Here is a 25,031-nt window from a genome sequence, read left to right on the forward strand (position 1 = left end):
CGCCGCGGGCAGGCCGACGGCCGTACAGCCGACAGCCGCACTGCCGTACAGCGGTGGTCCGCCGTACAGGGGTGATCCGCCCGGTGGTCCGCCCTACAGCGGGGCCTGCCACACCACCGTCGTACCGCCGCCGTCCTCGCCGATGCCCGGGTCGCACCAGCTCGACCCGCCCAGCGACTCCGCGCGCCGCGTCAGGTTGCGCAGTCCGCTGCGCCGCCCGCCCTCCGGGATGCCGACGCCGTCGTCGGCGACCGAGAGCCGCACCCCGGCGGCGCCGTCGGGGAGTTCGACGCCCGCGTCGACGACGACCTCGATCCGGGTGGCCCGCGCGTGCCGGAAGGCGTTGGACAACGCCTCGCGCAGCGCGGCGATGAGGTTCTTGCCGGTGAGTTCGCCGACCGTCGAGTCGATCGCCCCGAGGAAGCGGTGCGCCGGTTTGAATCCGAGCGGCACGGCGGCCATGTTGATCTCCCGCAGCACCCGGGTGCGCAGCCCGGAGGGGGCCTCGGCGGGCCCCTGCTGGAGCGCGAAGATCGCGGTACGGATCTCCTGGATGGTCACGTCGAGTTCGTCGACGGCCTTGCCGACGCCGTCGCGCACCGCGGGCACGACCGACCTCCGCTGCGCGCTCTCCAGCATCATCCCGGTGGCGAAGAGCCGCTGGATGACGAGGTCGTGCAGGTCACGGGCGATCCGGTCGCGGTCCTCGTAGACGGCCAGCCGCTCCCGGTCGCGCTGCGCCTCGGCCATCATCAGCGCGAGCGCCGCCTGGGAGGCGAACTGGGTGGCGAGTGTCCGCTCCGCCTCGGTGAACGGCCGGCCGCCACGCGCGCGTGGCGTGGCGAGCGCGCCGAGCACCCTGCCGCCGCTCTGCAGGGGCAGCATCATGCTGGGGCCGTACCGGGCGGCGAGGCGGCTGACCATGCGCGGGTCGGTCGAGGCGTCGTCGACGAAGACGGCCTCGCCTTCGAGGAGCCGGTCCACCACGGCGCTCTCCGGCGGGATCACCAGGCCCAGCGCAGGGGACTCCGGTTCGGAGGAGACGGCGACGATCTCGAGCCCGCCTGCCTCGGCGGGCAGGAGCACGATCCCGGCGGCCGCGTCGGCCAGCCTGCGGGCCTGCTCGGCGACCACTGAGAGGGCGTCGTCCGCGTCGCCGCCGGAGAGCAGGGCGGTGGTGACGGCCACCGAGCCGTCGATCCAGCGTTCGCGCTGGCGGGCGGCCTCGTAGAGGCGGGCGTTGCCGATGGCGATGCCCGCCTCGGTGGCGAGGACGCGGACCATGTGGACGTCGTAGTCGTTGAACTCGCCGCCGTCGTTCTTCTCGGCGAGGTAGAGGTTGCCGAAGATCTCGCCCTGGACCCGGATCGGGACTCCGAGGAAGGTCCGCATCGGCGGGTGTCCGGGCGGGAATCCGGCGGAGCGGGGGTCGGCGGACAGATCGGCGAGCCGGATCGTCCGGGGGTCGCGGATGAGTGCGCCCAGCAGCCCGGCGTGGCCGTCGGGGCGGCGCCCGATCCGGCGGGCGACCTCGTCGTCGACCCCGTAGGTGACGAAGTCGGAGAGGCCCTCGCCCTCCTCGTCGACGACGCCGATGGCCGCGTAACGGGAGCCGGCGAGTTCGGCCGCCGTCTCGCAGATGCGGTCGAGGGTGGAGTGCAGTTCGAGCCCGGTGCCGACCGAGCGCATCGCCTCAAGGAGCTGGGGCACGCGCGCGGTGAGCTCCATGGACAGGCCCTGGAGGCTGCGAGTGGCCTGGGTGGCGGCTTCCAGGGGGTCCGGGAGATCAGGCACGGCGGCGGTCATGGCCTTGAGCCTAGTAAGTCCTATTTGGCAAGAAAAGTCGGGTGCACCGCGTCCTGCCCCGGAGCCTCGCCCGGGGTCCCGTCCGAGATCCCGCCCGGGGCCTCGCCCGCGGGACCGCCAGAAGACCGGCCCGGGGTGAGGAGCCGGTCGGTCTCGCGCTCCTGTTCCAGCATCCGCCGCAGCGGGCCGTCGGCCCGTGCCAGCTCCGCGTAGGGCCCGCGCTGCACCGTCCGGCCCTCGTCCAGGACCACGACCTCGTCGACGGCGTCCAGGCCGTGCAGCCGGTGGGTGATCAGGACGGTGGTGCGCCCCTCGGTGGCGAGCAGCAGATCGTCGGTGAGGGCGTCCGCCGTGGCGAGGTCCAGATGCTCCGCAGGCTCGTCCAGGACGAGGACCGGGAAGTCGGCGAGGAGGGCCCGGGCGAGCGCGAGGCGCTGCCGCTGACCGCCCGAGAGCCGCGAACCGTGCTCGCCGACCAGGGTGTCGAGCCCCTCGGGCAGCTCGTCCACCCAGTCGAGGAGGCGGGCTCGGTCCAGTGCCGCACGCAGTTCGCCGTCGCTCGCGCCGGTCCGCGCCAGGCGGAGGTTCTCGCGGAGGGTGCTGTCGAAGATGTGGGCGTCCTGGGCGCAGAGACCGACGAGACGCCGGACGTCGTCGCCGTCGAGCTCGGCCGCCTCCACCCCGCCGATCCGGTACGAGCCGGTGTCGGCGTCCAGGAACCGGAGCAGCACCTGGGCGAGCGTGGTCTTGCCGGAACCCGAGGCGCCGACGACGGCGACCCGCCGCCCGGCCTCCAGGGTGAGCGCGAAGTCGCCGAGCGCCGCCCGCTCCTGCCCCGCGTACCGTGCCGAGAGGCCGACGACCTCCAGCGGGAAGGCGCTCGGCGGCGGTGTGGCGGGCCGCACGGGCTCGTGCACGGGTACGGGAGCGTCGAGGACCTCGTACACGCGCTCGGCGCTGCGCTTGACCCGCTGGCGGTACTGGACGGCGAGGGGGAGGCCGGTGACGGCCTCGAAGGCGGCGAGCGGGGTCAGGACGACGACGGCCAGCGCCACGCCGTCCAGACGGCCGTCATGGACGGCCTGGACGCCGACGAACGCGGCCGCGGCGACGGTCAGACCGCAGACGAGCGCGCAGAGCCCGGCCCCGAGGGCGGTGGCGGCCGCCTGCCGGCGGGCGATGGCGGTGAGCGTACGGTCGGCCGCTCCGGCCCGTTCCGTACGGTCCTTCAGCGCCCCGGCCACCGTCAGTTCGGCACAGCCGCGCAGCAGATCGACGACGGTGACGGTGAGAGCGCCGCGTGCGGGCGCGAGCTGTCGCTCGGCGCGGCGGGCCAGCAGCCCGCTCAGCAGCGGCACCGCGACACCCGCAGCGAGGAGGCCGAGGGCGAGCACGGCCCCGGCCTCGGGGAGCAGCCAGGCGGTGAACCCCGCGGAGCCGGCCCCCACCACGAGCGCGGCGCCCGCGGGCAGCAGCCAGCGCAGCCAGTAGTCCTGGAGCGCGTCGACGTCCTGGACGAGCCGGGAGAGCAGGTCGCCACGACGGGTGCGGCGCAGCCCGGCGGGGGCGATGCGCTCCAGGCGCCGGTAGACGGTGACCCGGAGTTCGGCGAGCATCCGCAGCACCGCGTCGTGGGACACGATCCGCTCGGCGTACCGGAACACGGCCCGGCCGATGCCGAACGCCCGCGTGGCCGTGACGGCGACCATCAGATAGAGCACCGGGGGCTGTTCGGAGGCCCGGGAGATGAGCCACCCGGAGACCGCCATGAGTCCTACGGCGGATCCGAGCGCCAGGCTCGCGAGCAGCAGGGCGAGGCCCATCCGCCCCCGCAGCTCCCCGGCCATGGCGCGGACGCGCCCGAAGACCGATCGCCGCTCTCCCGTGTCCGCGGTATCCGCGGTGTCCGCCGCCGCCACTGCCCCGGCCTCGGCGGCCGCGGCCGGTTCCGTCGCGGCCTGCGCGGGCGCCTGCGCGGGCACGGCGGAGGGCCAGGACGAGCGGTCCAGGGGCCTGGCGGGCCGCTCGTCAGGGGCGCTCGCCGGCGCGAGTTCCACCACGCGGTCCGCGACCGCGAGCAGTGCCGGCCTGTGGACGACCAGGAGGACGGTACGGCCGACGGCGAGGCGGCGGACCGCCTCGACCACGGCCGCCTCGGTCTCGCCGTCCAGCGCTGCCGTGGGCTCGTCCAGCAGCAGCACGGGCCGGTCCGCCAGGAACGCGCGGGCCAGGGCGAGACGCTGGCGCTGTCCCGCCGAGAGACCCGCGCCGTCCTCGCCGAGCATCGTGTCGGCGCCGGACGGGAGGGACCGGACGAACCCGTCCGCGCCGGCGTCCCGCAGGGCCTCCCGTACCGCCTCGTCGGAGGCGTCGGGGCGGGCCAGACGGACGTTCTCGGCGATGGTCCCCGCGAACAGATAGGGCCGCTGCGGCACCCAGGCGATCCGCGACCGCCACTCCTCCCTGCCGAGCGTGCCGAGTTCGGCGCCCCCGACGCGGACCGAGCCGCCCTCCTCCGGTGTGGCGAACCCCAGCACCACGTCGAGGAGCGTGGACTTGCCGACCCCGCTCGGCCCCACGAGAGCGACGGTCTCACCGGGCTCGACGACGAGCGAAGCCGCATCCAACGAGGGTGCGGACCGGCCCGCGTGACGGACGGTCACATCGGTGAGCTCGATACGGGTCGACAGAGGCACCGTGCCCATGCCGTTCTCGGGCGCCGGGCTCTCCAGGACCTCGAAGATCTCCTCCGCGGCCGCCAGCCCCTCCGCCGCCGCGTGGTACTGCGCCCCGACCTGCCGGATCGGCAGATAGGCCTCGGGCGCCAGGATGAGGATGACCAGACCCGTGTACAGGTCGAGGTCGCCATGGACCAGCCGCATGCCGATCCCGACCGCGACCAGCGCCACCGAGAGCGTCGAGAGCAGCTCCAGGGCGAAGGAGGAGAGGAAGGCGATGTGCAGCGTCTTCATCGTCGCCCGCCGGTACTCCGACGTGATGGCGCGGATCGAATCGGCCTGAGCCTTGGCCCGTCCGAACACCTTGAGCGTCGGCAGCCCGGCCACCACGTCGAGGAAGTGCCCCGAGAGCCGGGACAGCAGCTTCCACTGACGGTCCATCCGAGCCTGGGTGTACCAGCCGATGAGGATCATGAAGAGCGGGATCAGCGGCAGGGTCACGACGATCACCGCGGCCGAGACCCAGTCCTCGGTGACGATCCTGGCCAGGACCGCCACCGGCACCACCACCGCGAGCCCCAGCTGCGGCAGATAGCGCGCGAAGTAGTCGTCGAGCGCGTCCACTCCGCGGGTGGCAAGAGCGGCCAGCGAACCGGCCTTCTGGCCGCTGAGCCACCCCGGCCCGAGTGCCGCCGCCCGGTCGAGCAGCCGCCCCCGCAGTTCGGACTTGACCGCGGCACTCGCCCGGTGGGCGGCCAGCTCGGTCAGCCAGGAGACCAGCCCCCGCCCCGCCGCGACACCGGCGAGCAGGAACAGGGGCGTGGTCAGATCGGAAACCGACAGGCCCTTCTGGAAGGCGCCCACGACCACGTCGGCGATGAGCATCGCCTGGGCGACGACCAACGCCGCCCCGGCCAGGCCGAGCACCACGACCGCTCCGAGGAAGAAGCGGGTGGCCCTGGCGTACCGGAGGAGGCGCGGATCGATCGGTTTCACGTGAAACATCTCCCCCTAGTGAGCGGCGTCGCCGGCGATGTGCTGCGTACCGATGCGCTTGCGGAACACCCAGTACGTCCAGCCCTGGTAGAGCATCACCAGCGGAGTGGCGATCGCGGCGCACCAGGTCATGATCTTCAGGGTGTACGGGCTCGACGAAGCGTTCGTCACGGTGAGGCTCCACTCGGGGTTGAGCGAAGACGGCATGACGTTCGGGAAGAGCGTGAAGAAGAGCATCGCCACCGCCGCGGCGATCGTGACACCCGACAGTGCGAACGACCAGCCCTCACGCCCCACCTTGATCGCTCCGATGGCGCCGACCAGCGACACCACGGCGACGAGCATGGCGCCCAGGCTCCAGCTGTCGCCCTTGTCCGCCTGCGTCCAGACCAGGAAGCCCAGCGCGAGGACGGCCGTGAGGAGACCCAGCTTCAGTGCGAGCGCCCGGGCACGGGCCCGGATGTCCCCCACCGTCTTGAGGGCGGCGAAGACCGTCCCGTGGAAGGTGAAGAGGGCGAGAGTGACCAGGCCACCGAGGAGCGCGTACGGGTTGAGCAGGTCCCCGAAAGTGCCGACGTACTCCATCTCGCTGTCGATCTTCACGCCCCGCACGATGTTCCCGAAGGCGACACCCCACAGCACGGCGGGGATCAAGGAGGTCCAGAAGATGGCCTCCTCCCAGTTGCGCTGCCACTTCTCCTCGGGCCGCTTCACGCGGTACTCGAAGGCGACGCCGCGGATGATCAGACAGACCAGGATGATCAGCAGCGGCAGGTAGAAACCGGAGAAGAGCGTCGCGTACCACTCGGGGAACGCCGCGAAGGTCGCGCCGCCGGCCGTGAGCAGCCACACCTCGTTGCCGTCCCAGACGGGACCGATGGTGTTGATCAGAACCCGCTTCTCGGTGCGGCCACGGGCGAGCAGCTTGGTCAGGACGCCGACCCCGAAGTCGAAGCCCTCCAGGAAGAAGTAGCCGATCCAGAGGACGGCGATGAGTACGAACCAGACGTTGTGGAGTTCCATGCCTCGATCTCCTGAGCCTCAGTACGAGAAGGCCATGGGCCGGTCGGGGTCGCGGTCGTCCCCGCCGATCTTGGTGGGCGGGTTGAGGTCGGACTCGCTGAGCTCGGGCGGTCCGGCCTTGACGTACTTCACCAGCAGCTTGACCTCGATCACGGCGAGCACCGCGTAGAGCAGCGTGAAGACGATCATGGAGGTGAGGACCTCACCCTGGGAGGTGCCGGGGGAGACCGCGTCCCTGGTGCGCAGCACGCCGTAGACGACCCACGGCTGGCGTCCCATCTCGGTGAAGATCCAGCCCCAGGAGTTGGCGATCAGCGGGAACGCCATGGTCCAGAGGGCGATGATCCAGTACCACCTGCCCAGGCGGGGGCTGAGCGCCTTCCGCTTGAACAGGACCAGATTCGGCACCTCGTCCTCGCCGGTCCGCATCCCCGGCGCCAGCATGAACTTCTTCCGGGTCAGCCAGAGACCCACCATGCCGATGGTCAGCGAGGCCATGCCGAAGCCGATCATCCAGCGGAAGCCCCAGTACGCGACGGGGATGTTGGGCCGGTAGTCGCCGGGCCCGAACTTCTCCTGCTCGGCCTTGTTGATGTCGTTGATGCCCGGGACGTACGAGCTGAAGTCGTCGTTGGCCAGGAAGGACAGCAGTCCCGGGATCTCTATGGCCACCTTGTTGTGGCCCTTGTCGACATCGCCGTACGCGAAGATCGAGAACGGCGCGGGCGCTTCGCCGTCCCAGAGCGCCTCGGCCGCGGCCATCTTCATCGGCTGCTGCTTGAACATGACCTTGCCGAGCAGGTCGCCGCTGATGGCGGTGCCGAGTCCGGCGATGATCAGGGTGATCAGGCCGAGCCGCAGCGAGGTCCGCATCACCGGCACGTGCTTCTTGCGTGCCAGGTGGAAGGCGGAGATGCCCACCATGAACGCGCCTCCGACCAGGAAGGCGGCCGTCATGGTGTGGAAGAACTGCGTGAGCGCGGTGTTCTGGGTCAGCACCAGCCAGAAGTCGGTGAGCTCGGCCCGGCCGCGCTCCTCGTTGATCCGGTAGCCGACCGGGTGCTGCATCCAGGAGTTCGCCGCCAGAATGAAGTACGCCGAGAGAATCGTGCCGATCGACACCATCCACATACAGGCCAGGTGGATCTTCTTCGGCAGCTTGTCCCAGCCGAAGATCCACAGGCCGATGAACGTGGACTCGAAGAAGAAGGCGATCAGCGCCTCGAAGGCCAGCGGCGCCCCGAAGACATCGCCGACGAAGCGCGAGTAGTCGGACCAGTTCATGCCGAACTGGAACTCCTGCACGATGCCGGTCACGACCCCCATGGCGATGTTGATCAGGAACAGCTTGCCCCAGAACTTCGTCGCCTTGAGGTACTTCTCGTTCCCCGTGCGCACCCATGCGGTCTGGAGACCGGCGGTGAGGGCGGCGAGGGAGATCGTCAGGGGGACGAAGAGAAAGTGGTAGACGGTGGTGATGCCGAACTGCCATCGCGCCAACGTCTCCGGCGCCAGAGCTAGGTCCACGTCGTCTCTCCTTACCTTGCCGTGCTCAGATCGGCAGTTTGCCCCTTTAATCCCACCAATCCAGGGATGAACGGGACACGCTTGTGAACGCGTTCACATTCACAAGCATTATGGCTCATACGAAATCCGTACGTAAGACCGGGGGTCCCCCTACCGAAGGTCACCCCTTCCCAGGACCTTCAACATATTGTTGAATCCTGGCCATGACCCTTCAGATCCGTATCTCCTGGCCGGCCGGGCACACCACGGCGACCCTCGACGAAACCCCCACGAGCAAGGCGCTCCTGGGGGCTCTGCCGATCTCCTCCACCGCCCGGACCTGGGGCGAGGAGGTGTACTTCGACACTCCGGTGTCCACCGCCGTGGAGTCCGGCGCGCGGCAGGTGGTGGAGCCGGGCACGGTCGCCTTCTGGACCGAGGGCGACGCCCTCGCACTCCCCTACGGCCCCACCCCGATATCCCGGGGCTCCGAATGCCGGCTCGCGAGCCCCTGCAACGTGCTGGGCTCGCTGGACGGCGACGCGCGCGTCCTGGCCACCGTCAGGGACGGTGACCCGATCCGCGTCGAGCGCGTGGAGGTCTGACCTCCCCGGCGCCCTGATCAGCCCCCGTTGCGGAAGCCCTCCGCCGTCTTCAGGAACAGGTCGTTGGCCTCGCACTCACCGATCGTGACGCGCACGCCCTCGCCCGCGAACGGCCGCACCACCACGCCGTGCCGCTCGCACTCCGCCGCGAACTCCAGCGTCCGCTCACCGAGCCGGAGCCAGACGAAGTTCGCCTGAGTGTCCGGAACCGTCCAGCCCTGGGCCACGAGCCCCGCGTGGACCCGCTCGCGCTCGCCCACCAACGAGCCGACCCGCCCGAGCAGTTCGTCCTCGGCCTGCAGCGAGGCCACCGCCGCGTCCTGCGCCAGCTGACTCACTCCGAACGGCACCGCCGTCTTGCGCAGCGCCGCCGCCACCGGCTCATGGGCGATCGCGAAACCGACCCGGAGCCCGGCCAGGCCGTACGCCTTGGAGAACGTCCGCAGCACGGCGACGTTCGGCCGGTCGCGGTACAGCTCGATGCCGTCCGGGATGTCGGCGTCACGGACGAACTCGCGGTACGCCTCGTCGATCACCACCAGGACGTCGGAGGGCACCCGGTCCAGGAAGCGCTCCAGCTCGGCGCGGCGCACCGCCGTACCCGTGGGGTTGTTCGGATTGCAGACGAAGATCAGCCGCGTCCGGTCGGTGATCGCCTCGGCCATCGCGTCGAGGTCGTGCACCTCGCCGTCGGTCAGCGGCACCTGCACGGAGGTGGCCCCGCTGATCTGCGTGATGATCGGGTACGCCTCGAAGGACCGCCAGGCGTAGATGACCTCGTCACCCGGGCCCGAGGTCGCCTGCAGCAGCGACTGGGCCACGCCGACCGAGCCCGTACCGGTGGCCAGGTGCGAGACCGGGACCCCGAAGCGGTCGGCGAGCTCGTTCATCAGGCCCGTGCAGGCCATGTCGGGGTAGCGGTTGAAGGCGGCGGCCGCGGACAGCGCGCTCTCCATCACACCCGGCAGGGGCGGATACGGGTTCTCGTTGGAGGACAGCTTGAAGGCGACCGCACCGCCCGCGGCGGCGGGCTTGCCCGGCTTGTAGGTGGGGATGCCGTCCAGCACGGCACGCAGCCTGGGGCCGCCCGCGTCCGTCCCGCCGGCCGCGCCGGTTCCGCCGGTCTCGCTCACTGCGCTCACTGTGGTCCTCCTCGACCGTCCGTACCACCAATACTCCTCACCTTATGAGGATTCGCCTCCGCTGCGAATGGGCTGTGGACAACGGAGTGGGGAACCTGTGGACGAGTGGGGGAGCGCGGGAACGGGTGGCGCGCGCCGGTGGCGGGCGCCGTGGCGCGCATCCCCCGTAGAGGTGAGTTGAGACCTCTTCGAGACATGACCTCCTTGGCAGGCCCATGCGGGTCGACAACCGTAGATCACACCCAAGAGGCCTTAACTCACTTGACTTCCAAGGCAATTGGCAGTTCTTGATCATGCAAAAACGTGCCTGTCAATGGGTGAATATGCGGGCGTCCCAACCACCCGGCCTCGCCCTACTATCGGCTCGCCATGACAGCAGCAGGGAAGCACCAGGTGAGCCGGGCACAGACCCGGGGAAGCCGGCAGGGGCGAGCGGGCATCCGGGATGTGGCCGCCGCCGCCGGGGTCTCCATCACGACTGTCTCCGACGCGCTCAACGGCAAGGGCCGGCTCCCGGACGCCACCCGCCGTCACGTCCGCGAGGTCGCAGACCGGCTGGGCTATCGCCCATCCGCGGCGGCCCGCACGCTCCGTACCGGCAAGTCCGGCCTCATCGGCCTGACCGTGACGACATACGGGGATGAACCTTTCACCTTCACCGAATTCGCGTACTTCGCGGAGATGGCCAGAGCCGCCACTTCGGCCGCGCTCGCCCGTGGCTATGCCCTGGTCATCCTGCCCGCAACCTCCCGCCATGACGTCTGGTCGAACGTCGCCCTCGACGGCACCGTCGTCATCGACCCCTCCGACCACGACCCGGTGGTCACCGAGCTCGTCCGCCAGGGCCTGCCCGTCGTCTCCGACGGACGCCCCGCCGGCACGCTCCCGGTGACCGCCTGGGTCGACAACGACCACGAAGCCGCCGTCCTCGACCTCCTCGACCATCTCGCCGCCGCCGGCGCCCGCCGGATCGGCCTTCTCACCGGAACCACCACCGACACGTACACCCGCCTGTCCACCACCGCGTACCTCAACTGGTGCGAGCGGGTCGGACAGGACCCCGTCTACGAGGCCTACCCGGCGCACGACCCGTGCGCGGGCGCCGTCGCGGCCGACCGGCTGCTCGCCCGCCCCGACCGTCCCGACGCCGTCTACGGACTCTTCGACCCGAACGGAACCGATCTCCTGGCGGCGGCCCGCCGCTACGGACTGCGCGTGCCGGACGATCTGCTGCTGGTCTGCTGCAGCGAATCGACCGTCTACGCCACCACCGAACCGCCCATCACGACCCTTTCGCTCAAACCGCGCCGGATCGGCACGGCCGTCGTCCAGCTCCTCATCGACGCCATCGAGGGGATCGACACCGACGGACCCGTCGAGCAGGTGATACCGACCGAACTCATCGTGCGGACGTCCTCCCAGAGGCGTTCTCCGCGGACGACGGTGAGTCCGCCCCGGTCACCCTCGAAGGACTGACGACGAACACGTACGCGCCGAAACCCGGCCCATGTCGGGTCGGGTGGGAGCCGGGTACGGAGGGGGTACGGACCCGGAGCCGGACACAAACCAGGCCTCGGCCCTGCCCCAACCCTGGACTGGACCTTCTCAATTCGGGCGAAACAACCGGTGAACCCGGAGTGGACCCGGATTCACCACCCCTGGTGCGTCACACAGGCGGACCCTCATTCCTATGATGGGCGCACGACACCGCGGACCACCCCGACCAGGTCGGTCCGCGATGTGCAGGGCATCGCGACGGTGGTGGAGGGGTCGATGACTCAGGGGGCCGGGCAGGAACCCGTGGTGCGCACGGCGACATTGCGTGATTTCCGCGTACCGCCGTACGCCCGGGTGCCCGTGCAGGGCCAGGCCCCGGAGCCGCCGGCCGGACACCCCGTCGTGCCGTACGAGCCCGGCGCACCGGTCGACCCGGGTGCGCCCGGCGAACCCGTCGCTCCCGTCGCGCACGGCGCACCCCTCGAAACGGGCCCGCACGGTGAACCCGTCGCGCACGGGGCCTCCTTCGAACGGGTCGAGTTCGCGAAGCGCGTCGAGGTCGTCGAGCCTGTCGAGCACCTCAGGTCGGTCGAGCACGTCGAGCCGGTCGAGCACCTCAGGCCGATCGAGTACGTCGAGCCGATCGATGCGGTCGCACCGTCCGAGCCGGCACCCCCCGCGCGCGTCACCGTCGCCGACCCCACGCTCCTCCTCGGCCGGCCCTCCCCCGCGCTCTCCGCCCTGACCACCCTGGTCACCCCCGCCGCCGCAACTCCGGGCCACCCCGGGAACGCCTTCCCGGACGACCAGCTCCCCGAGGGCTACACCCCCACGGAGCGCGACCTCCCGGTGATCAACCGCGGGGACACCGTCCAGGTCCACGTGGACCCGGCAGCGGCCCCCGCGCCCGCCCCGGCCGGCGAAGGCCCCGGCCCCCTCTGGGTGGTCGGCGACGTCCACGGATACCTCGACGAGCTCGTCGACGCCCTGCGCGAGCGGCGCCTGATCGACGAGAACGGCGCCTGGGCCGCGGGCAACGCCCGCCTCTGGTTCCTCGGCGACTTCACCGACCGCGGCCCCGACGGCATCGGGGTCATCGACCTCGTCATGCGGCTCTCCGCGGAGGCCGCGGCCGCCGGTGGCTACTGCAAGGCCCTGATGGGCAACCACGAGCTGCTCCTCATCGGCGCCAAGCGCTTCGGGGACACCCCCGTCAACTCCGGCGCGGGCACCGCCACCTTCCAGGCGGCCTGGCTGCTCAACGGCGGCCAGAAGCACGACATGGACCGCCTCCAGGACGTCCACCTCCAGTGGATGTCCCGGCTCGACGCCGTGGTGGAGGAGGACGGGCACCTGCTGATGCACTCCGACACCACCGCCTACCTCGACTACGGCTCCACCATCGAGGACGTCAACGAGACCGTCCACGAGATCATCAACCGGAACGACGCGGACGAGGTCTGGGACCTGTTCCGCAAGTTCACCAAGCGCTTCGCCTTCCGCGACGACGCCGGCCCCCAGGCCGTCCAGGAGCTGCTCGCCACCTACGGCGGCGGCCGTGTCGTGCACGGTCACAGCCCCATCCCGTACCTCCTGGGCCAGGTCGGCACGGAGGACGGCGAGGCCGCTTCGGACCCGGTCGTCGACGGTCCGCACGTGTACGCGGACGGTCTCGCGATCGCCATGGACGGCGGAGTGACCATGGCCGGAAAGCTGCTGGTCGTCCAACTCCCCCTGCATGGCTGAGGCATAACCCTCCGCATCCGGGGAAGTCGATTTCGGGAAACCCCCTGTCACCCTGTGCCATAACCGCAATACCATCGGCTCATCCGTAGCAGGCTCTCCTCCGTTTCCGCCCAACCGGCCGTTCCTCACGGCCGGCAAGGCCCTACGGAGCATCGGGGGATGCACATGAACGTGGCTCCGCACCTGCTGACCGAGGATCGTGCCGAGTACGTGCGACTCCTCGACGACGCACTGCGCAACGCGCACGACCATCCGGATCTCGCCGAGACCGGAAAGCGGCTCACGGCCGAACAGCTGCGCACGATGGCACTGAACGCGACGGCGCTGATCACCGCCGCGGCGGCGGTCGAGTACGACCACTTCGTGAAGGTCCGCGAAGAGAGCCGCTCACCGAGCGGTTCGAGCGTGATGAACGCCGTCCTGGCGGCAGAGGGCGAGGGGCCGGGCGCCGGACCGGGCGCCGGCATTGTCGCGATCGTGACGGTCCTCGCCCCGGTCCTCGCCGGCACGGCAGCGGTGATATTCCTGCTGTTCGGCGCCGTACTGAAGGTGCTGGCCCCCACGCTCGCGTTCGCCGACACGCTGCTGACCGCGGGATGGTTCTTCGGCGCCGTCGCCGCCGCCGGCCTCTTCTGCGCCGCGGTCGGGCTACTGCTCACGGCGCTGGGCAACCGTTCCACGCAGGTGGCCGCGAGCGATCCGCCGCCCGCCGAGGCGGACGACGAACTGTCCCGCGCCCGCGAGGCCTGGCGCCGCGCGCTGGTGGACCGGGGCATCGTGCCGTTCCTGCGCGACGCCCTGGCCGCCCCGGACCCCCTCCCGGCGGCGCCGCCCGTCGCACCGCCCCGCGCCGATCGCATACCGAAGATCGGTTACAGCGGCCCGGACTTCACCAGCCCGAACGAGGGTTCCTCGGGCACCCGCCCGAGGTTCAGCAGCCCCGACTTCTCCAGCCCGGACTTCGGCCCTCCGGACCACGGCCCGGAGTAGACGGCGGAGCAGACCTGCCCAGAGCAGACGGACCGGAGCAGACCTGGTCCGAGGAGACCGGACCGGAGCAGACCTGCCCGGGCGGGTGCGGGACCGCGGCGCCGGAGACGCCGCGGCGGGCGCGAGCCACACGGCCCCCCGACCATGCGGTCCGCCCCCGCCGCTTCATGCGACCCGCCATGACGTACGTACGGAAGGGCGCGACTACTCAGCCAGCGGCAGGTACACCCGGTTGCCCGCGGCCGCGAACTCCTTGGACTTCTCCTCCATGCCGGCCGCGATCTCGTCCGACTTGAGGTCGCCGCCGTGCTCCCTGCGGATGTCCTGCGAGATCTTCATCGAGCAGAACTTCGGACCGCACATCGAGCAGAAGTGCGCGGTCTTCGCGGGCTCCGCCGGCAGCGTCTCGTCGTGGAACTCGCGGGCCGTGTCCGGGTCGAGCGCCAGGTTGAACTGGTCCTCCCAGCGGAACTCGAACCGCGCGTCCGACAGCGCGTCGTCCCACTCCTGCGCCCCCGGGTGCCCCTTGGCCAGGTCGGCCGCGTGCGCCGCGATCTTGTACGTGATGACACCGGTCTTCACGTCGTCGCGGTTGGGCAGGCCCAGGTGCTCCTTGGGCGTGACGTAGCAGAGCATCGCCGTGCCCCACCAGGCGATCATCGCGGCGCCGATGCCCGAGGTGATGTGGTCGTACGCCGGGGCGACGTCCGTGGTGAGCGGGCCGAGCGTGTAGAACGGCGCCTCCTCGCAGATCTCCTGCTGGAGGTCGATGTTCTCCTTGATCTTGTGCATCGGGACGTGGCCCGGGCCCTCGATCATCGTCTGCACGTTGTGGCGCTTGGCGATCGTGTTCAGCTCACCGAGCGTGCGCAGCTCGGCGAACTGCGCCTCGTCGTTGGCGTCGGCGATCGAGCCGGGCCGCAGGCCGTCGCCCAGCGAGTACGTGACGTCGTACGTCGCCAGGATCTCGCAGAGCTCCTCGAAGTTCGTGTAGAGGAAGTTCTCCTTGTGGTGCGCGAGGCACCAGGCGGCCATGATCGAGCCGCCGCGCGAGACGATGCCGGTCTTGCGACGGGCCGTCAGCGGCACGTACGGCAGCAGCACGCCGGCGTGGACCGTCATGTAGTCGACGCCCTGCTCGGCCTGCTCGATGACCGTGTCCTTGTAGATCTCCCAGGTCAGCTCCTCGGCCTTCCCGTCGACCTTCTCCAGGGCCTGGTAGAGCGGCACGGTGCCGATCGGCACGGGAGAGTTGCGCAGCACCCACTCGCGCGTGGTGTGGATGTTGCGGCCGGTGGAGAGGTCCATGACCGTGTCCGCGCCCCACTTGGTCGCCCAGGTCATCTTCTCCACCTCCTCCTCGATGGAGGAGGTGACGGCGGAGTTGCCGATGTTGGCGTTGACCTTCACCAGGAACCGCTTGCCGATGATCATCGGCTCGATCTCCGGGTGATTGACGTTGGCCGGAAGGACGGCCCGACCTGCCGCGATCTCCTCCCGTACGACCTCGGGGGAGACGTTCTCGCGGATCGCGACGTACTCCATCTCCGGGGTGATCTCGCCCCGGCGGGCGTACGCGAGCTGGGTCACCGCCTGGCCGTCTCGGCCCCGGCGGGGCTGGCGCGGGCGGCCGGGGAAGACCGCGTCGAGGTTCTTCAGGCCACCGCGCGGCGAGGTGTGCTTGATGCCGTCGTCCTCGGGGCGGACCGGGCGGCCCGCGTACTCCTCCGTGTCGCCCCGCGCGATGATCCAGTTCTCGCGCAGCGGCGGGAGGCCGCGCCGTACGTCGGTGTCGATGGTGGGGTCGGTGTACGGACCGGACGTGTCGTACAGCGTCACGTCCTTGCCGTTGGTGAGGTGCACCTGTCGGACGGGCACCCGGAGGTCGGGGCGCGAGCCCTCGACGTATCCCTTGTGCCAGCCCGGCTTGCGCTCGTCCTGAGCCTCGTTCTGGCTGGTGGCAGGCGTGCGTGCATCCTGAATGGTCATGAGACCGATCTCCCTACGCCGGCATTACCCGGTAACAGGTTCGGCGGTCGGCGCAGCCTCCTCCCGTACGTACATCGGTACGCGCGTACGGTGATCAGCGCCCTCTCAGCCCGGTGCTCCGAGCTCCCGCGTGTGCAAAGGTGGCACCACGCTAGCGTCAACCCGGCCATGCTGAACAGTGGGCCCCCGCCGTTCTTGCGATGATCGGTCGGTGACTTCCTCGCAGCAGACCCCGGAACCCGACGGCCACGACGGACACGGCGACGTCGGTCACGGACCCGGTGACGTCGGTCACGGGCACGGCCACACCCACAGCCACGGACCGGCCGCGCCCGTCTCCCGGCATCTGCGCAGAATCATCGCCGCCGTCCTGATCCCGTTCGCCACGGCCGTCGTGGTCGGGCTCGTCGTCCTGTGGCCCGGCGGGGCCCCGGAGCACGAACGCACCGGCGTCGGCTTCGACCGGCAGACCTACCAGGGCAAGGTCACCTCGGTCGAGCAGGTCGACTGCCAGGACGTGAACGCCGGTCAGGTGCCGCCGACCGGGGACGTCTCGACGCCCCAGGGGCGTGAGGCGCTCAACGCGCAGCAGGGGCAGTGCGAGAAGGCGACGATCGAGGTCACCAGCGGTCCGGACAAGGGCCGTACCTTCACCGAGATCGTGCAGCCGGACGCACCGCGTCAACTGGACGAGGGGCAGGGCGTGGTGGTGGCGTACGCGCCCGACGCCCCACGCGATCTGCAGTATTCGGTGACGGACGTCGACCGCAAGATTCCGCTGGCCGTCCTCGCCGGGATCTTCGCCCTCGCCGTGGTGCTCGTCGGACGGATGCGCGGCGTGATGGCACTGATCGCGCTGGCGATCAGCTTCATGGTGCTGACCTTCTTCATCCTGCCGGCGATTCTGCAGGGGTCGAATCCGCTGGTGGTGGCGGTGGTCGGGTCGAGCGCGATCATGCTGATCGCCCTCTACATGTGCCACGGACTCTCCGCCCGCACGTCGGTCGCGGTGCTCGGGACGCTGATCTCACTGCTGCTGATCGGGCTGCTCGGCTCGTACTTCATCAGCTGGGCGTCGCTGTCGGGGAACACCGACGACAACACCGGGCTGATCCACGGTCTCTACCCGGAGATCGACATGTCGGGTCTGCTGCTGGCGGGCATCATCATCGGTTCGCTCGGTGTGCTCGACGACGTGACGGTGACACAGACCTCGTCCGTGTGGGAGCTGCACCAGGCCGATCCCCGTATGGGGCCGCGGGCACTGTACCGGGCCGGGATCCGGATCGGCCGCGATCACATCGCGTCCGTGGTGAACACACTGGTGCTGGCGTACGCCGGTGCGGCCCTGCCCCTGCTGCTGCTCTTCTCCATCGCTCAGAGCAGCGTGGGGGCCGTGGCCAACAGCGAACTGGTCGCGGAGGAGATCGTCCGCACGCTGGTGGGATCGATCGGGCTGGTCGCCTCGGTGCCGCTCACCACGGCTCTCGCTGCCCTGGTGGTCTCGGCCGACCGGCCGGGTGGCGTGGGGAAGCCCGCGGCCAGAGGTGGCCGCCGCCGTCGCGCCAAGTGAGTGCGCCGGTTCAGCCGGCGTTCTCCTCCGCGAGGATCCGGCCGAGCGCCGCCTCCAGATTGTCCTCGAAGTCGCCCAATGTCCGTTCCTGGCCCAGCGGAACGAGCTTGTCCGTACGGTCGAGGAACGCGACGAGGGGCGGAGCGCTGGCGCGGAACAGCGCGCGGTCGCTGCCGACCTGGAGCCGGATGGCGACGTCCGAGAGAGCCTCGGGTTCGGTGGGCGCGATGTGAACATCGCCGTCACCGCTCGGTCCGTTGATCCCGTCGAGCAGCAGCTCCCGGCCGAACGCCCAGGTCACCGGGGCGTCTCCGGGGAGGTGGAACGTCATCCGCACCGCGTAGGGATCCCGGGTCTCGTAACGCAGCTCCACCGGAATCCTGAAGGAAAGCTCCTCGGAGACGAGGAAGCTCATCAGGACCTCGGCCTGCACCGACTCTCGCATGATGTACCCCGCAGTAGATGAAGCAGTTGTGTAAACACAGCAGCTGAAAGCTGTGACCAAAACGGCCAGGAATGATCCCCCATGGCCTGCTTGACGCAATCGTGCTGCACGCACTAGCAGATCACAAGGAGTGATTTTTCAGATACTGATAGAGAAAGCGAAGGAGCTGAAGAGCCCTCCGATTTCGTTACGTAGTTGGTTGACTGCGGGCAGCAACCGTTCTTGCTGGTGGAGGGGGAGGGAAATGGCCATCGTGGCCGCGGTGGAGCCCGCGGTGATGGGGATTGCGGCGCAGACCGTGCCCAGCGCATATTCCTGACGCTCCACCAGGGGCTCCATTCGCCCCATACCGCCCAAACGATCCAAAAGGGTGCGGCGGTTACGCACCGTGTACGGGGTGATGGATTCCACCGGATGGCGATCGAGGTGGTCTTGACGAGATTTCAGATCCAGTTGACTGAGCAGACACTGACCGATCGCATGCGCATGACCCGTCTCGCGGAAGTCGGCCCATTCGTCCACGGCGGGGGCGGACGGGGTGTCGGCGACGGCGACGAGCTCGATCTCGCCCTCGCGGTAGATCGCGAAGTAGACGGGGACCCCGATTTCGTCGCGCCAGCGCGCGAGGGAATCTTCGATCTTGGTGCGACGATTCTGCAGAACTCCGCCACCGGCGAGTCGACCTGCCGCGTCGCCGAAGACGAACACACCCTTCTCGCGGCGGAGATAGCCCTCGTGCGTCAGGGTGCGGAGCAGGTGGTACGCGGTGGGCAGCGGGAGCCCTGCCTCACGCGCGAGCTGTTTGGCGGGAGCTCCGTCCTCGTGGGAGCCCACGGCTTCCAGTAGTCTCAGCGCCCGCTGCACCGAGCCGATCAGGGTAGGAGCGGCGGACTGCGTAGCCGTGGCCAAAGGTCACCCCCAGGCGTGACGACGGGTGCCGTACACCCGCCCGCGGGGGCCGCCCCCGCGCCCGCCGCGGCCTGGGAACCGGTGGGGTCCATGGCGGACCCGCCCGGGACGGGTGGACCACCGCAGGACGATGCGGAGGTCTACGCCGGCTTTCCCCGGGGCGGCAGAGATCTGCACTCTAATGGCAGCTCTCAGGCCCGAGCCTGGATTCTCGGGCCGCGTCCCTCGCCCGGGCTAACACACCCGCGGCCCGCGCCTACCGCTCGGTAGCGTGTTCTACCAGTCCTCGCGCGACGACGACGAGGACATGAACTTCCGTACGACGTAGATCAGTCCACCGACGAGGGCGACGAAGATCAGCGCCTTGAAGAGCAGACCGATCACGAACGTCGCGATGCTGGTGATCAGACCACCGAAGACGAACAGGGCGATGACGGGTATGGCGACCCACTTCACCCACCAGGGCATCCCCGCGACAATCTCTCGTACCGCCATCGCGCTTCCCTCATCTCCGCAGTGTCCGTCCCGCGCACTCTGCGCCGGACACTCCCGATGCTAGGCGGGACACCTGTGCCCGCGGGGGCCTCGGAGCCCTTGCTCTCCCCTGATCCGCCCCCTAGGGGAGCCCGGCGCCCCGGCGGCTCAGCTGGCTCTCGGGCGGCTCAGCTCTCCGGCGGCGAGAACACCACCATGACCCGCAGGTCCTCGGTGATGTGGTGGAACTTGTGGGCGACACCCGCCGGCACATAGACCACGCTGCCTCGCGCCACCTGCGTCGTCTCCATCCCGACCGTGATGGCGGCCCGCCCGCTCACGACGAAGTACACCTCGTCCTGACCGTGCGGCTGCTGAGGGTCGAGTGAGCCCGCGTCGAGGGCGTACAGACCGACGGACATGTTCCGCTCCCGCAGGAACTGGAGGTACGCACCGTCGTTGGCGGCGCGCTCCGCCTCCAGCTCGTCCAGTCGGAATGCTTTCATCGGTCGTCTGCCCCTGCCGTTGGCCCGATCATGTCTGCCACGATCAGACACATGATGAATTTCGTAGTCAAGACGCTCGCGAACGCGGGTGCCCTGGGTGTGGCCGTCTGGCTGCTGTCGCCGGACATCGAGCTGACCGGCAACAGCACCGCCGACAAGGCCTGGACGCTCATACTCGTCGCTCTGGTTTTCGGCCTGGTGAACTTCTTGGTGAAGCCGGTCGTCAAGCTGATCTCGCTTCCCCTGTTCATCCTCACCCTCGGCCTGATCACTCTGGTGATCAACGCCCTGATGCTCCTGCTCACCTCCTGGCTGGCCGACACCATCGGGCTGGACTTCCACGTCGACGGCTTCTGGACCGCCGTCCTCGGCGGTCTGATCATCTCGATCGTCTCCTGGGCGCTCAACGTCGTCCTCCCCGACGGGGACTGAGTGCGGACGATGACCTACCGCGTCTGCTTCGTCTGTACCGGCAACATCTGCCGCTCTCCGATGGCCGAGTCCGTCTTCCGCGCCCGCGTGGAGGAGGCCGGCCTGGCGGGCGCGGTCGAGGTGGACAGCGCGGGCACCGGCGGCTGGCACGAGGGTGACGCCGCCGACCCGCGCACGGTCGCCGTCCTGGAGGAGCACGGCTACGCCTCCGGACACACCGCACGCCAGTTCCGCGCCTCGTGGTTCCCTGCCCTCGACCTGGTGATCGCCCTCGACGAGGGACATCAGCGGGCCCTGCGCGCGCTCGCGCCGACCCCGGAGGACGAGGCGAAGGTGCGGCTGCTGCGCTCGTACGACCCGGCGGCCGACGGCCTCGACGTGCCCGACCCGTACTACGGGGGGACAGAAGGCTTCGAGGAGTGCCTTGAGATGGTGGAGGCGGCGAGCGAGGGACTGCTGGCCGCGGTGAGCGAGAGTGTGGGGGATCGGTCGGCATGAGCACGGACACGTTCGGGGGCGCCGAGGAACTCGGTGCCGTCGGTGACGGGACACGGGCGGTACGGGCGGGACTCCCCGAGCCGGTGAAGTACGAACCGACCTTGCCGGGACCGGTCTTCGCCGCCCACTTCCACCTGCCGGGCGACCCCACCGGCCCCTATACGTACGGCCGGGACGAGAACCCCACCTGGACGCACCTGGAACGCGCCATCGGGGAGCTGGAGGCGCCGGGGGAGCCGGGTGTCGAGACGCTCGTCTTCGCCTCGGGCATGGCAGCCATCTCCGCCGTCCTCTTCTCCCAGCTGAAGGCCGGCGACGCGGTCGTCGTACCGGACGACGGCTATCAGGCGCTGCCCCTGGTGCACGAGCAGCTCAGGGCGTACGGGATCGAGGTCCGCACCGCGCCCACCGGCGGCGACGCCCAGCTGTCCGTACTGGAGGGTGCGCGGCTGCTGTGGATCGAGACGCCCTCCAACCCGGGGCTCGACGTCTGCGACATCCGCCGTCTGGCGCGGGCCGCGCACGAGGCCGGGGCGCTGGTCGCCGTCGACAACACCCTGGCCACTCCCCTCGGCCAGCGGCCCCTGGAGCTGGGCGCGGACTTCTCCGTCGCCAGCGACACCAAGGGCATGACCGGCCACGGCGACATCCTCCTCGGCCACGTCAGCTGCCTCGACCCGGGGCTCGCGGCGGACGTCCGGCGCTGGCGCAAGATCGTCGGGGCCATCCCCGGGCCCATGGAGGCCTGGCTCGCCCACCGTTCCCTGGCCACGCTGCAGCTCCGCATCGACCGACAGTGCACCTCGGCGCTCGCTCTCGCGGAGGCGCTGAGCAAGCGGGCAGAGGTGACCGGGCTGCGCTATCCCGGACTGCCGGACGACCCGTCCCACGCGGTCGCGGCGACGCAGATGAAGCGCTTCGGGCCCGTGGTCTCCTTCGTCCTGGCCGACCGGGAGCGGGCGGAGCGGTTCCTCGGCGCACTGCGGCTCGTGGACGACGCCACCAGCTTCGGCGGTGTGCGCTCGACGGCCGAGCGGCGCGGTCGGTGGGGCGGCGACGCCGTGCCGGAGGGTTTCATCCGCTTCTCCGTCGGAGCGGAGGACCCGGAGGACCTGATCACCGACGTCCTGCGCGCCCTCGACGTGGCGGAAGCGGCCACGGCCGGCTGAGACGCACCGCTTGATGCCCGCAGGCATGCCCGCGTGCCTGCCTGCGTCGTGCCCGCGTGCAGGCCTGACCGGTTCCGGAGCGCCCCGCACAGAACGGGGCGCTCCGAGCCTCCCCCCTCATGGCTCGGAACGCCCCGGGTTTTACGCGCGGAGAACCGCCTGCACAAGGCTAGTTGACTCTGCGTCAGTGTCCAATCACGGTAGCGACAGAGACCTATCGACTTATTTATAGTTGGACGGTCCTGAGGCGCAGTCAGCCGACCGCATGAGTCGAGGCCGACAACGGCCAGGAGGGGGCGGACATGGACCTCGCCCTACTGCGCACCTTCGTCGCGGTGCACCGGGCCGGTTCCTTCACCCGCGCCGCGGCCCTTCTCGGCCTCTCCCAGCCCGCGGTCACCAGCCAGATCCGCACCCTGGAACGTCAGCTGGGCCGCCCGCTCTTCCTCAGACAGGCCCGTGGGGTCACCCCCACCACCATCGGCGACGAGCTCGCCCACCGCGCCGCCCCGCATCTGGACGCGCTCGTGGAGATCGCCGAGACCGGTCTGGACGAGGAGAACGGCGTCCGCACCCTCCATCTCGCCGGACCTCCCGAGTTCACCTCGGCGCGGGTGTTACCCGCCCTCACCCCGCTGGTCGCCCAGGGGCTCGCCGTGCGAGCCGGGTTCCCCGCCACGACCGAGGAGATCCTCGACGGGCTCGCCGCGGGCCACCACGATCTGGCCGTCGCCACCGCCCGCCCGCGCGGAGGGCTGTTCCATTCCACTCCGCTCTGCGACGAGGAACATGTCCTGGTCGCCGCCCCCCGCTGGGCCGCCCGGCTGGCGCCCGACCTGCTCCTGCGCAGGGGTGCCGTGGTTCTGGAGCAGCTGCCGGTGGTCGAGGTGCACGAGTCGCTGCCGTTCGTCTCCCGCTACTGGGCGGCCGTCTTCGAGACCAAGCCGGCCGCGACCGCCACCGTCGTGGCGCCCGACCTGCGGGCCGTCCTGGAATCCACGGCCTCCGGGGCCGGCCTCGCCGTCCTGCCCCGCTATCTGTGCGAGGAGGCCTTGGAACAGGGCCGCCTCGTGGCGCTGCTCGATCCGCCCGTGCCGCCGCTGCGGACGTACTTCCTGGTCGTCCGTACCGGGACCCTCGCGCTGCCGCACATCGCGCGGGCGCACGAGTGGCTCCTGCGAGCCTCCGGCGACTGGTGAGTTTCAGGACACCTGTGGCGGGCCATTTTCTTCCCATGACCGAACGTCCTGTGGTCAAGCGCACCGCACGCGCCATTCTGCTCGATGGAAACGACCTCATCCTCATCAAGCGCACGAAGCCGGGGGTGGATCCCTACTGGCTGACACCCGGCGGCGGGGTCGAGCCCTCGGACTCCACCGTCGTCGAGGCCCTGCACCGCGAGGTGCACGAGGAGCTCGGCGCCAAGGTCACCGATGTGGTCCCCTGCTTCGTCGACACCGTCGAGCACATCGTCGACGGCGGTGTCTCGGGGGTGAAGGTCCAGCACTTCTTCGTCTGCCGGCTCGAGTCGATGGATCCCTCGCTGCGGCATGGGCCCGAGGTGGAGGAGCCCTGCGGCGAGTACGAGATCGTCCGGGTGCCCTTCAGCCGGGTCGGCATCGCCGCCGTCCATCTCGTGCCGTTGTCCCTGCGTCACTACCTGGACGGCAACATCGAGGGCGTCCGCGCGATGCACGCCCCCGACCTGGGCTGACCGGACCGAACAGCGCGTTCCTGGGCCCGGAGCGAGCCTCCGGGCTAGGACGCCAGCTCCGTCAGAAGGTCGTGGCGGATCCGCTCCGCGGGGATGCCGACCCCCCGCAGGGCGTCGACCCCGCGCCGGATCATGCCGGGTGGCCCCGACAGATAGGCCTCGCACTCGGTCCACGGGCCGTACTGGCGCACGGCGTCCGGCAGCTGTGCCTGGTCCTCGGTGACCGGCCGCACGGACAGCCAGGGGTAGGTCTTCTGGAGCCGCATCATCGTGTCGATGTCGTACAGGTCATGTCCGCTGCGCGCGCCGTAGAACACCTCCACGGGGCGTCGGTCGCCGTGCTCGGCGACATCCTCGACCAGCGCCTTGATGGGCGCGATCCCCGTACCGCCGCCCAGGCACAGCAGCCCGTTGTCCGTGGAGTGGTCGACCGTCATCGACCCCGCGGGCGGGCCGAGACGCAGGACGTCGCCGGGGCGCGCATGATGCACCAGGGCGTTCGACACCCAGCCGGCCGGGACGGCCTTGACGTGGAGGGTGAGCAGCCCGTCGGGGCGAGGGGCCGAGGCGAAGGAGTAGTGCCGCCATACGCGAGGCCACCACGGCGTCTCCAGCGTCGTGTACTGGCCGGCGAGGAAGGTGTACTGCTGGTCGGGCCGCAGCGTGATCACCGCGACGTCCGGGGTCCGCAGATCGTGGGAGACGACCTCGGCCTGCCACCAGGCGGGCGCGTGCAGCTCGTTCTCGGCCGCCGCGTCGATCATGATCTGCGAGATCGTCGTGTACGTCCGCACCCAGGCGGCCTCGCTCTCCTTGTTCCAGGTCAGAGTGGCGTACCGGATCAGCGCGCCGATCAGCGCCTCGCCGACGGCCGGGTAGTGCGTCGGCCGGGTCCCGTACTTGCGGTGTCCACGGCCCAGGTTCTGGAGGTACTCCGTGAGTACGGCGGCGTCGTCCATGTGCTCGGCCGCCGTCAGCAGCGCCTTGAGGAGGCGGTCGCGCTGGGTGTCCATCGCCGCGGGGAACATCGCGCGCATCTCGGGGTGGCGGACGAAGAGTAAGGCGTAGAAGTACGAGGTCACCTTGTCGGCGACGGGAGCGATCTCGGCCAGAGTGCGGCGAATGAGGATCGCGTCAGGGGACGGTCTGTCGGGGGACGGTCTGTCGGGAAATGGTCTGTCCGGAGACGGGCCCGGAGCTATCCGGGGCGGCTCTTCGCCGTCGTCGTGCACGGCCTCTTCCATCGTGTGCCTCGCCTCACGCATGCGGCTCTTGTCGCCGCAGCTTGACAGGTTCGGCCTCCGGTTCGGACAGAAAGTGGAATTCTCGGGCA

At 70.2% G+C, this 25,031-nt stretch carries 21 protein-coding genes and 1 riboswitch; of the genes, 10 read left to right on the forward strand and 11 right to left on the reverse strand.

Features of this window, described 5'->3' with window-relative positions; translation table 11 throughout:
• Nucleotides 1–93: 93 nt before the first annotated feature.
• From ACFVGW_RS13385 to ACFVGW_RS13400, 4 genes are read right to left on the reverse strand one after another with little or no spacing between them, the layout of a single operon-like run.
• The gene (locus ACFVGW_RS13385; protein WP_385852054.1) at nt 94–1,806 is read right to left on the reverse strand and encodes a GAF domain-containing protein; all 1,713 of its coding nucleotides are present in this window, start codon (nt 1,804–1,806) and stop codon (nt 94–96) included.
• A 20-nt stretch (nt 1,807–1,826) separates the two neighbouring features.
• The gene (cydD, locus tag ACFVGW_RS13390; protein ID WP_385852055.1) at nt 1,827–5,489 is read right to left on the reverse strand and encodes a thiol reductant ABC exporter subunit CydD; all 3,663 of its coding nucleotides are present in this window, start codon (nt 5,487–5,489) and stop codon (nt 1,827–1,829) included.
• Nucleotides 5,490–5,495: 6 nt separating this feature from the next.
• Nucleotides 5,496–6,503 (reverse strand): cytochrome d ubiquinol oxidase subunit II, encoded by a 1,008-nt coding sequence (cydB, locus tag ACFVGW_RS13395; RefSeq protein WP_383227522.1) that lies wholly within the window; start codon nt 6,501–6,503, stop codon nt 5,496–5,498.
• Nucleotides 6,504–6,521: 18 nt separating this feature from the next.
• Nucleotides 6,522–8,030 (reverse strand): cytochrome ubiquinol oxidase subunit I, encoded by a 1,509-nt coding sequence (locus tag ACFVGW_RS13400; RefSeq protein ID WP_383227525.1) that lies wholly within the window; start codon nt 8,028–8,030, stop codon nt 6,522–6,524.
• Between the two features lie 203 nt (nt 8,031–8,233).
• On the opposite strand from ACFVGW_RS13400, the gene ACFVGW_RS13405 reads away from it, so the two are divergent.
• Complete coding sequence (locus ACFVGW_RS13405) at nt 8,234–8,614, forward strand: cyclophilin-like fold protein (protein WP_385852056.1); 381 nt, start codon at nt 8,234–8,236, stop codon at nt 8,612–8,614.
• Between the two features lie 17 nt (nt 8,615–8,631).
• Here the strand turns inward: ACFVGW_RS13405 and hisC are convergent, their stop codons facing one another.
• The gene (hisC, locus tag ACFVGW_RS13410; RefSeq protein WP_385852241.1) at nt 8,632–9,747 is read right to left on the reverse strand and encodes a histidinol-phosphate transaminase; all 1,116 of its coding nucleotides are present in this window, start codon (nt 9,745–9,747) and stop codon (nt 8,632–8,634) included.
• A gap of 378 nt (nt 9,748–10,125) precedes the next feature.
• Here hisC and ACFVGW_RS13415 point away from each other — a divergent pair, with 378 nt between their 5' ends.
• The 3 genes from ACFVGW_RS13415 to ACFVGW_RS13425 all read left to right on the forward strand — a co-directional run bounded on the left by ACFVGW_RS13415 (nt 10,126) and on the right by ACFVGW_RS13425 (nt 13,989).
• A complete protein-coding gene (locus ACFVGW_RS13415) occupies nt 10,126–11,232 on the forward strand; it encodes a LacI family DNA-binding transcriptional regulator (protein WP_352057874.1) in 1,107 nt (368 codons plus the stop codon).
• A 297-nt stretch (nt 11,233–11,529) separates the two neighbouring features.
• Nucleotides 11,530–12,999 carry a metallophosphoesterase gene (locus ACFVGW_RS13420; protein ID WP_385852057.1) on the forward strand — a complete coding sequence of 490 codons (1,470 nt, stop codon included), beginning with the start codon at nt 11,530–11,532 and terminating at the stop codon, nt 12,997–12,999.
• 159 nt (nt 13,000–13,158) lie between these two features.
• Nucleotides 13,159–13,989 carry a hypothetical protein gene (locus ACFVGW_RS13425; RefSeq protein ID WP_383227529.1) on the forward strand — a complete coding sequence of 277 codons (831 nt, stop codon included), beginning with the start codon at nt 13,159–13,161 and terminating at the stop codon, nt 13,987–13,989.
• A 204-nt stretch (nt 13,990–14,193) separates the two neighbouring features.
• Here ACFVGW_RS13425 and thiC read toward each other — a convergent pair whose 3' ends face one another.
• Nucleotides 14,194–15,978: a phosphomethylpyrimidine synthase ThiC gene (gene thiC, locus ACFVGW_RS13430; protein ID WP_383308845.1), complete on the reverse strand. Its 1,785-nt coding sequence runs from the start codon at nt 15,976–15,978 to the stop codon at nt 14,194–14,196.
• A riboswitch (TPP riboswitch) is annotated at nt 15,972–16,118 on the reverse strand. It overlaps the preceding gene by 7 nt.
• 71 nt (nt 16,119–16,189) lie before the next feature.
• Here thiC and ACFVGW_RS13435 point away from each other — a divergent pair.
• Nucleotides 16,190–17,551, forward strand: a complete 1,362-nt coding sequence (locus ACFVGW_RS13435; RefSeq protein ID WP_385852058.1) for a YibE/F family protein — start codon at nt 16,190–16,192, stop codon at nt 17,549–17,551.
• A gap of 10 nt (nt 17,552–17,561) precedes the next feature.
• On the opposite strand, the gene ACFVGW_RS13440 is transcribed toward ACFVGW_RS13435, so the two are convergent.
• The 4 genes from ACFVGW_RS13440 to ACFVGW_RS13455 form a co-directional block, all read right to left on the reverse strand.
• Complete coding sequence (locus ACFVGW_RS13440) at nt 17,562–17,996, reverse strand: SsgA family sporulation/cell division regulator (protein WP_352188575.1); 435 nt, start codon at nt 17,994–17,996, stop codon at nt 17,562–17,564.
• 138 nt (nt 17,997–18,134) lie between these two features.
• Nucleotides 18,135–18,860 carry an IclR family transcriptional regulator gene (locus tag ACFVGW_RS13445; RefSeq protein ID WP_385852059.1) on the reverse strand — a complete coding sequence of 242 codons (726 nt, stop codon included), beginning with the start codon at nt 18,858–18,860 and terminating at the stop codon, nt 18,135–18,137.
• A gap of 321 nt (nt 18,861–19,181) precedes the next feature.
• Nucleotides 19,182–19,400 carry a DUF5326 family protein gene (locus ACFVGW_RS13450; protein WP_383227538.1) on the reverse strand — a complete coding sequence of 73 codons (219 nt, stop codon included), beginning with the start codon at nt 19,398–19,400 and terminating at the stop codon, nt 19,182–19,184.
• A 167-nt stretch (nt 19,401–19,567) separates the two neighbouring features.
• Nucleotides 19,568–19,885 (reverse strand): cupin domain-containing protein, encoded by a 318-nt coding sequence (locus ACFVGW_RS13455; RefSeq protein ID WP_355110745.1) that lies wholly within the window; start codon nt 19,883–19,885, stop codon nt 19,568–19,570.
• A 51-nt stretch (nt 19,886–19,936) separates the two neighbouring features.
• Here ACFVGW_RS13455 and ACFVGW_RS13460 point away from each other — a divergent pair, with 51 nt between their 5' ends.
• From ACFVGW_RS13460 to ACFVGW_RS13480, 5 genes are all read left to right on the forward strand, one after another.
• Nucleotides 19,937–20,317, forward strand: a complete 381-nt coding sequence (locus tag ACFVGW_RS13460) for a phage holin family protein (RefSeq protein ID WP_385852060.1) — start codon at nt 19,937–19,939, stop codon at nt 20,315–20,317.
• 9 nt (nt 20,318–20,326) lie between these two features.
• Nucleotides 20,327–20,815, forward strand: a complete 489-nt coding sequence (locus ACFVGW_RS13465; RefSeq protein WP_385852061.1) for a low molecular weight protein-tyrosine-phosphatase — start codon at nt 20,327–20,329, stop codon at nt 20,813–20,815.
• On the forward strand, nt 20,812–21,984 hold the full coding sequence (locus ACFVGW_RS13470; RefSeq protein WP_385852062.1) for a cystathionine gamma-lyase: 1,173 nt from the start codon (nt 20,812–20,814) through the stop codon (nt 21,982–21,984). The genes ACFVGW_RS13465 and ACFVGW_RS13470 overlap by 4 nt, the downstream gene beginning before the upstream one ends.
• 302 nt (nt 21,985–22,286) lie before the next feature.
• A complete protein-coding gene (locus tag ACFVGW_RS13475; RefSeq protein ID WP_385852063.1) occupies nt 22,287–23,183 on the forward strand; it encodes a LysR family transcriptional regulator in 897 nt (298 codons plus the stop codon).
• A 35-nt stretch (nt 23,184–23,218) separates the two neighbouring features.
• Nucleotides 23,219–23,698 carry an NUDIX domain-containing protein gene (locus ACFVGW_RS13480; protein WP_383227549.1) on the forward strand — a complete coding sequence of 160 codons (480 nt, stop codon included), beginning with the start codon at nt 23,219–23,221 and terminating at the stop codon, nt 23,696–23,698.
• 44 nt (nt 23,699–23,742) lie between these two features.
• Here the strand turns inward: ACFVGW_RS13480 and ACFVGW_RS13485 are convergent, their stop codons facing one another.
• Nucleotides 23,743–24,963: a globin domain-containing protein gene (locus ACFVGW_RS13485; RefSeq protein ID WP_385852064.1), complete on the reverse strand. Its 1,221-nt coding sequence runs from the start codon at nt 24,961–24,963 to the stop codon at nt 23,743–23,745.
• Nucleotides 24,964–25,031 lie beyond the last annotated feature (68 nt).

This window comes from Streptomyces sp. NPDC127129 (genome assembly GCF_042671585.1).
In the GTDB taxonomy this organism is placed as follows: domain Bacteria; phylum Actinomycetota; class Actinomycetes; order Streptomycetales; family Streptomycetaceae; genus Streptomyces.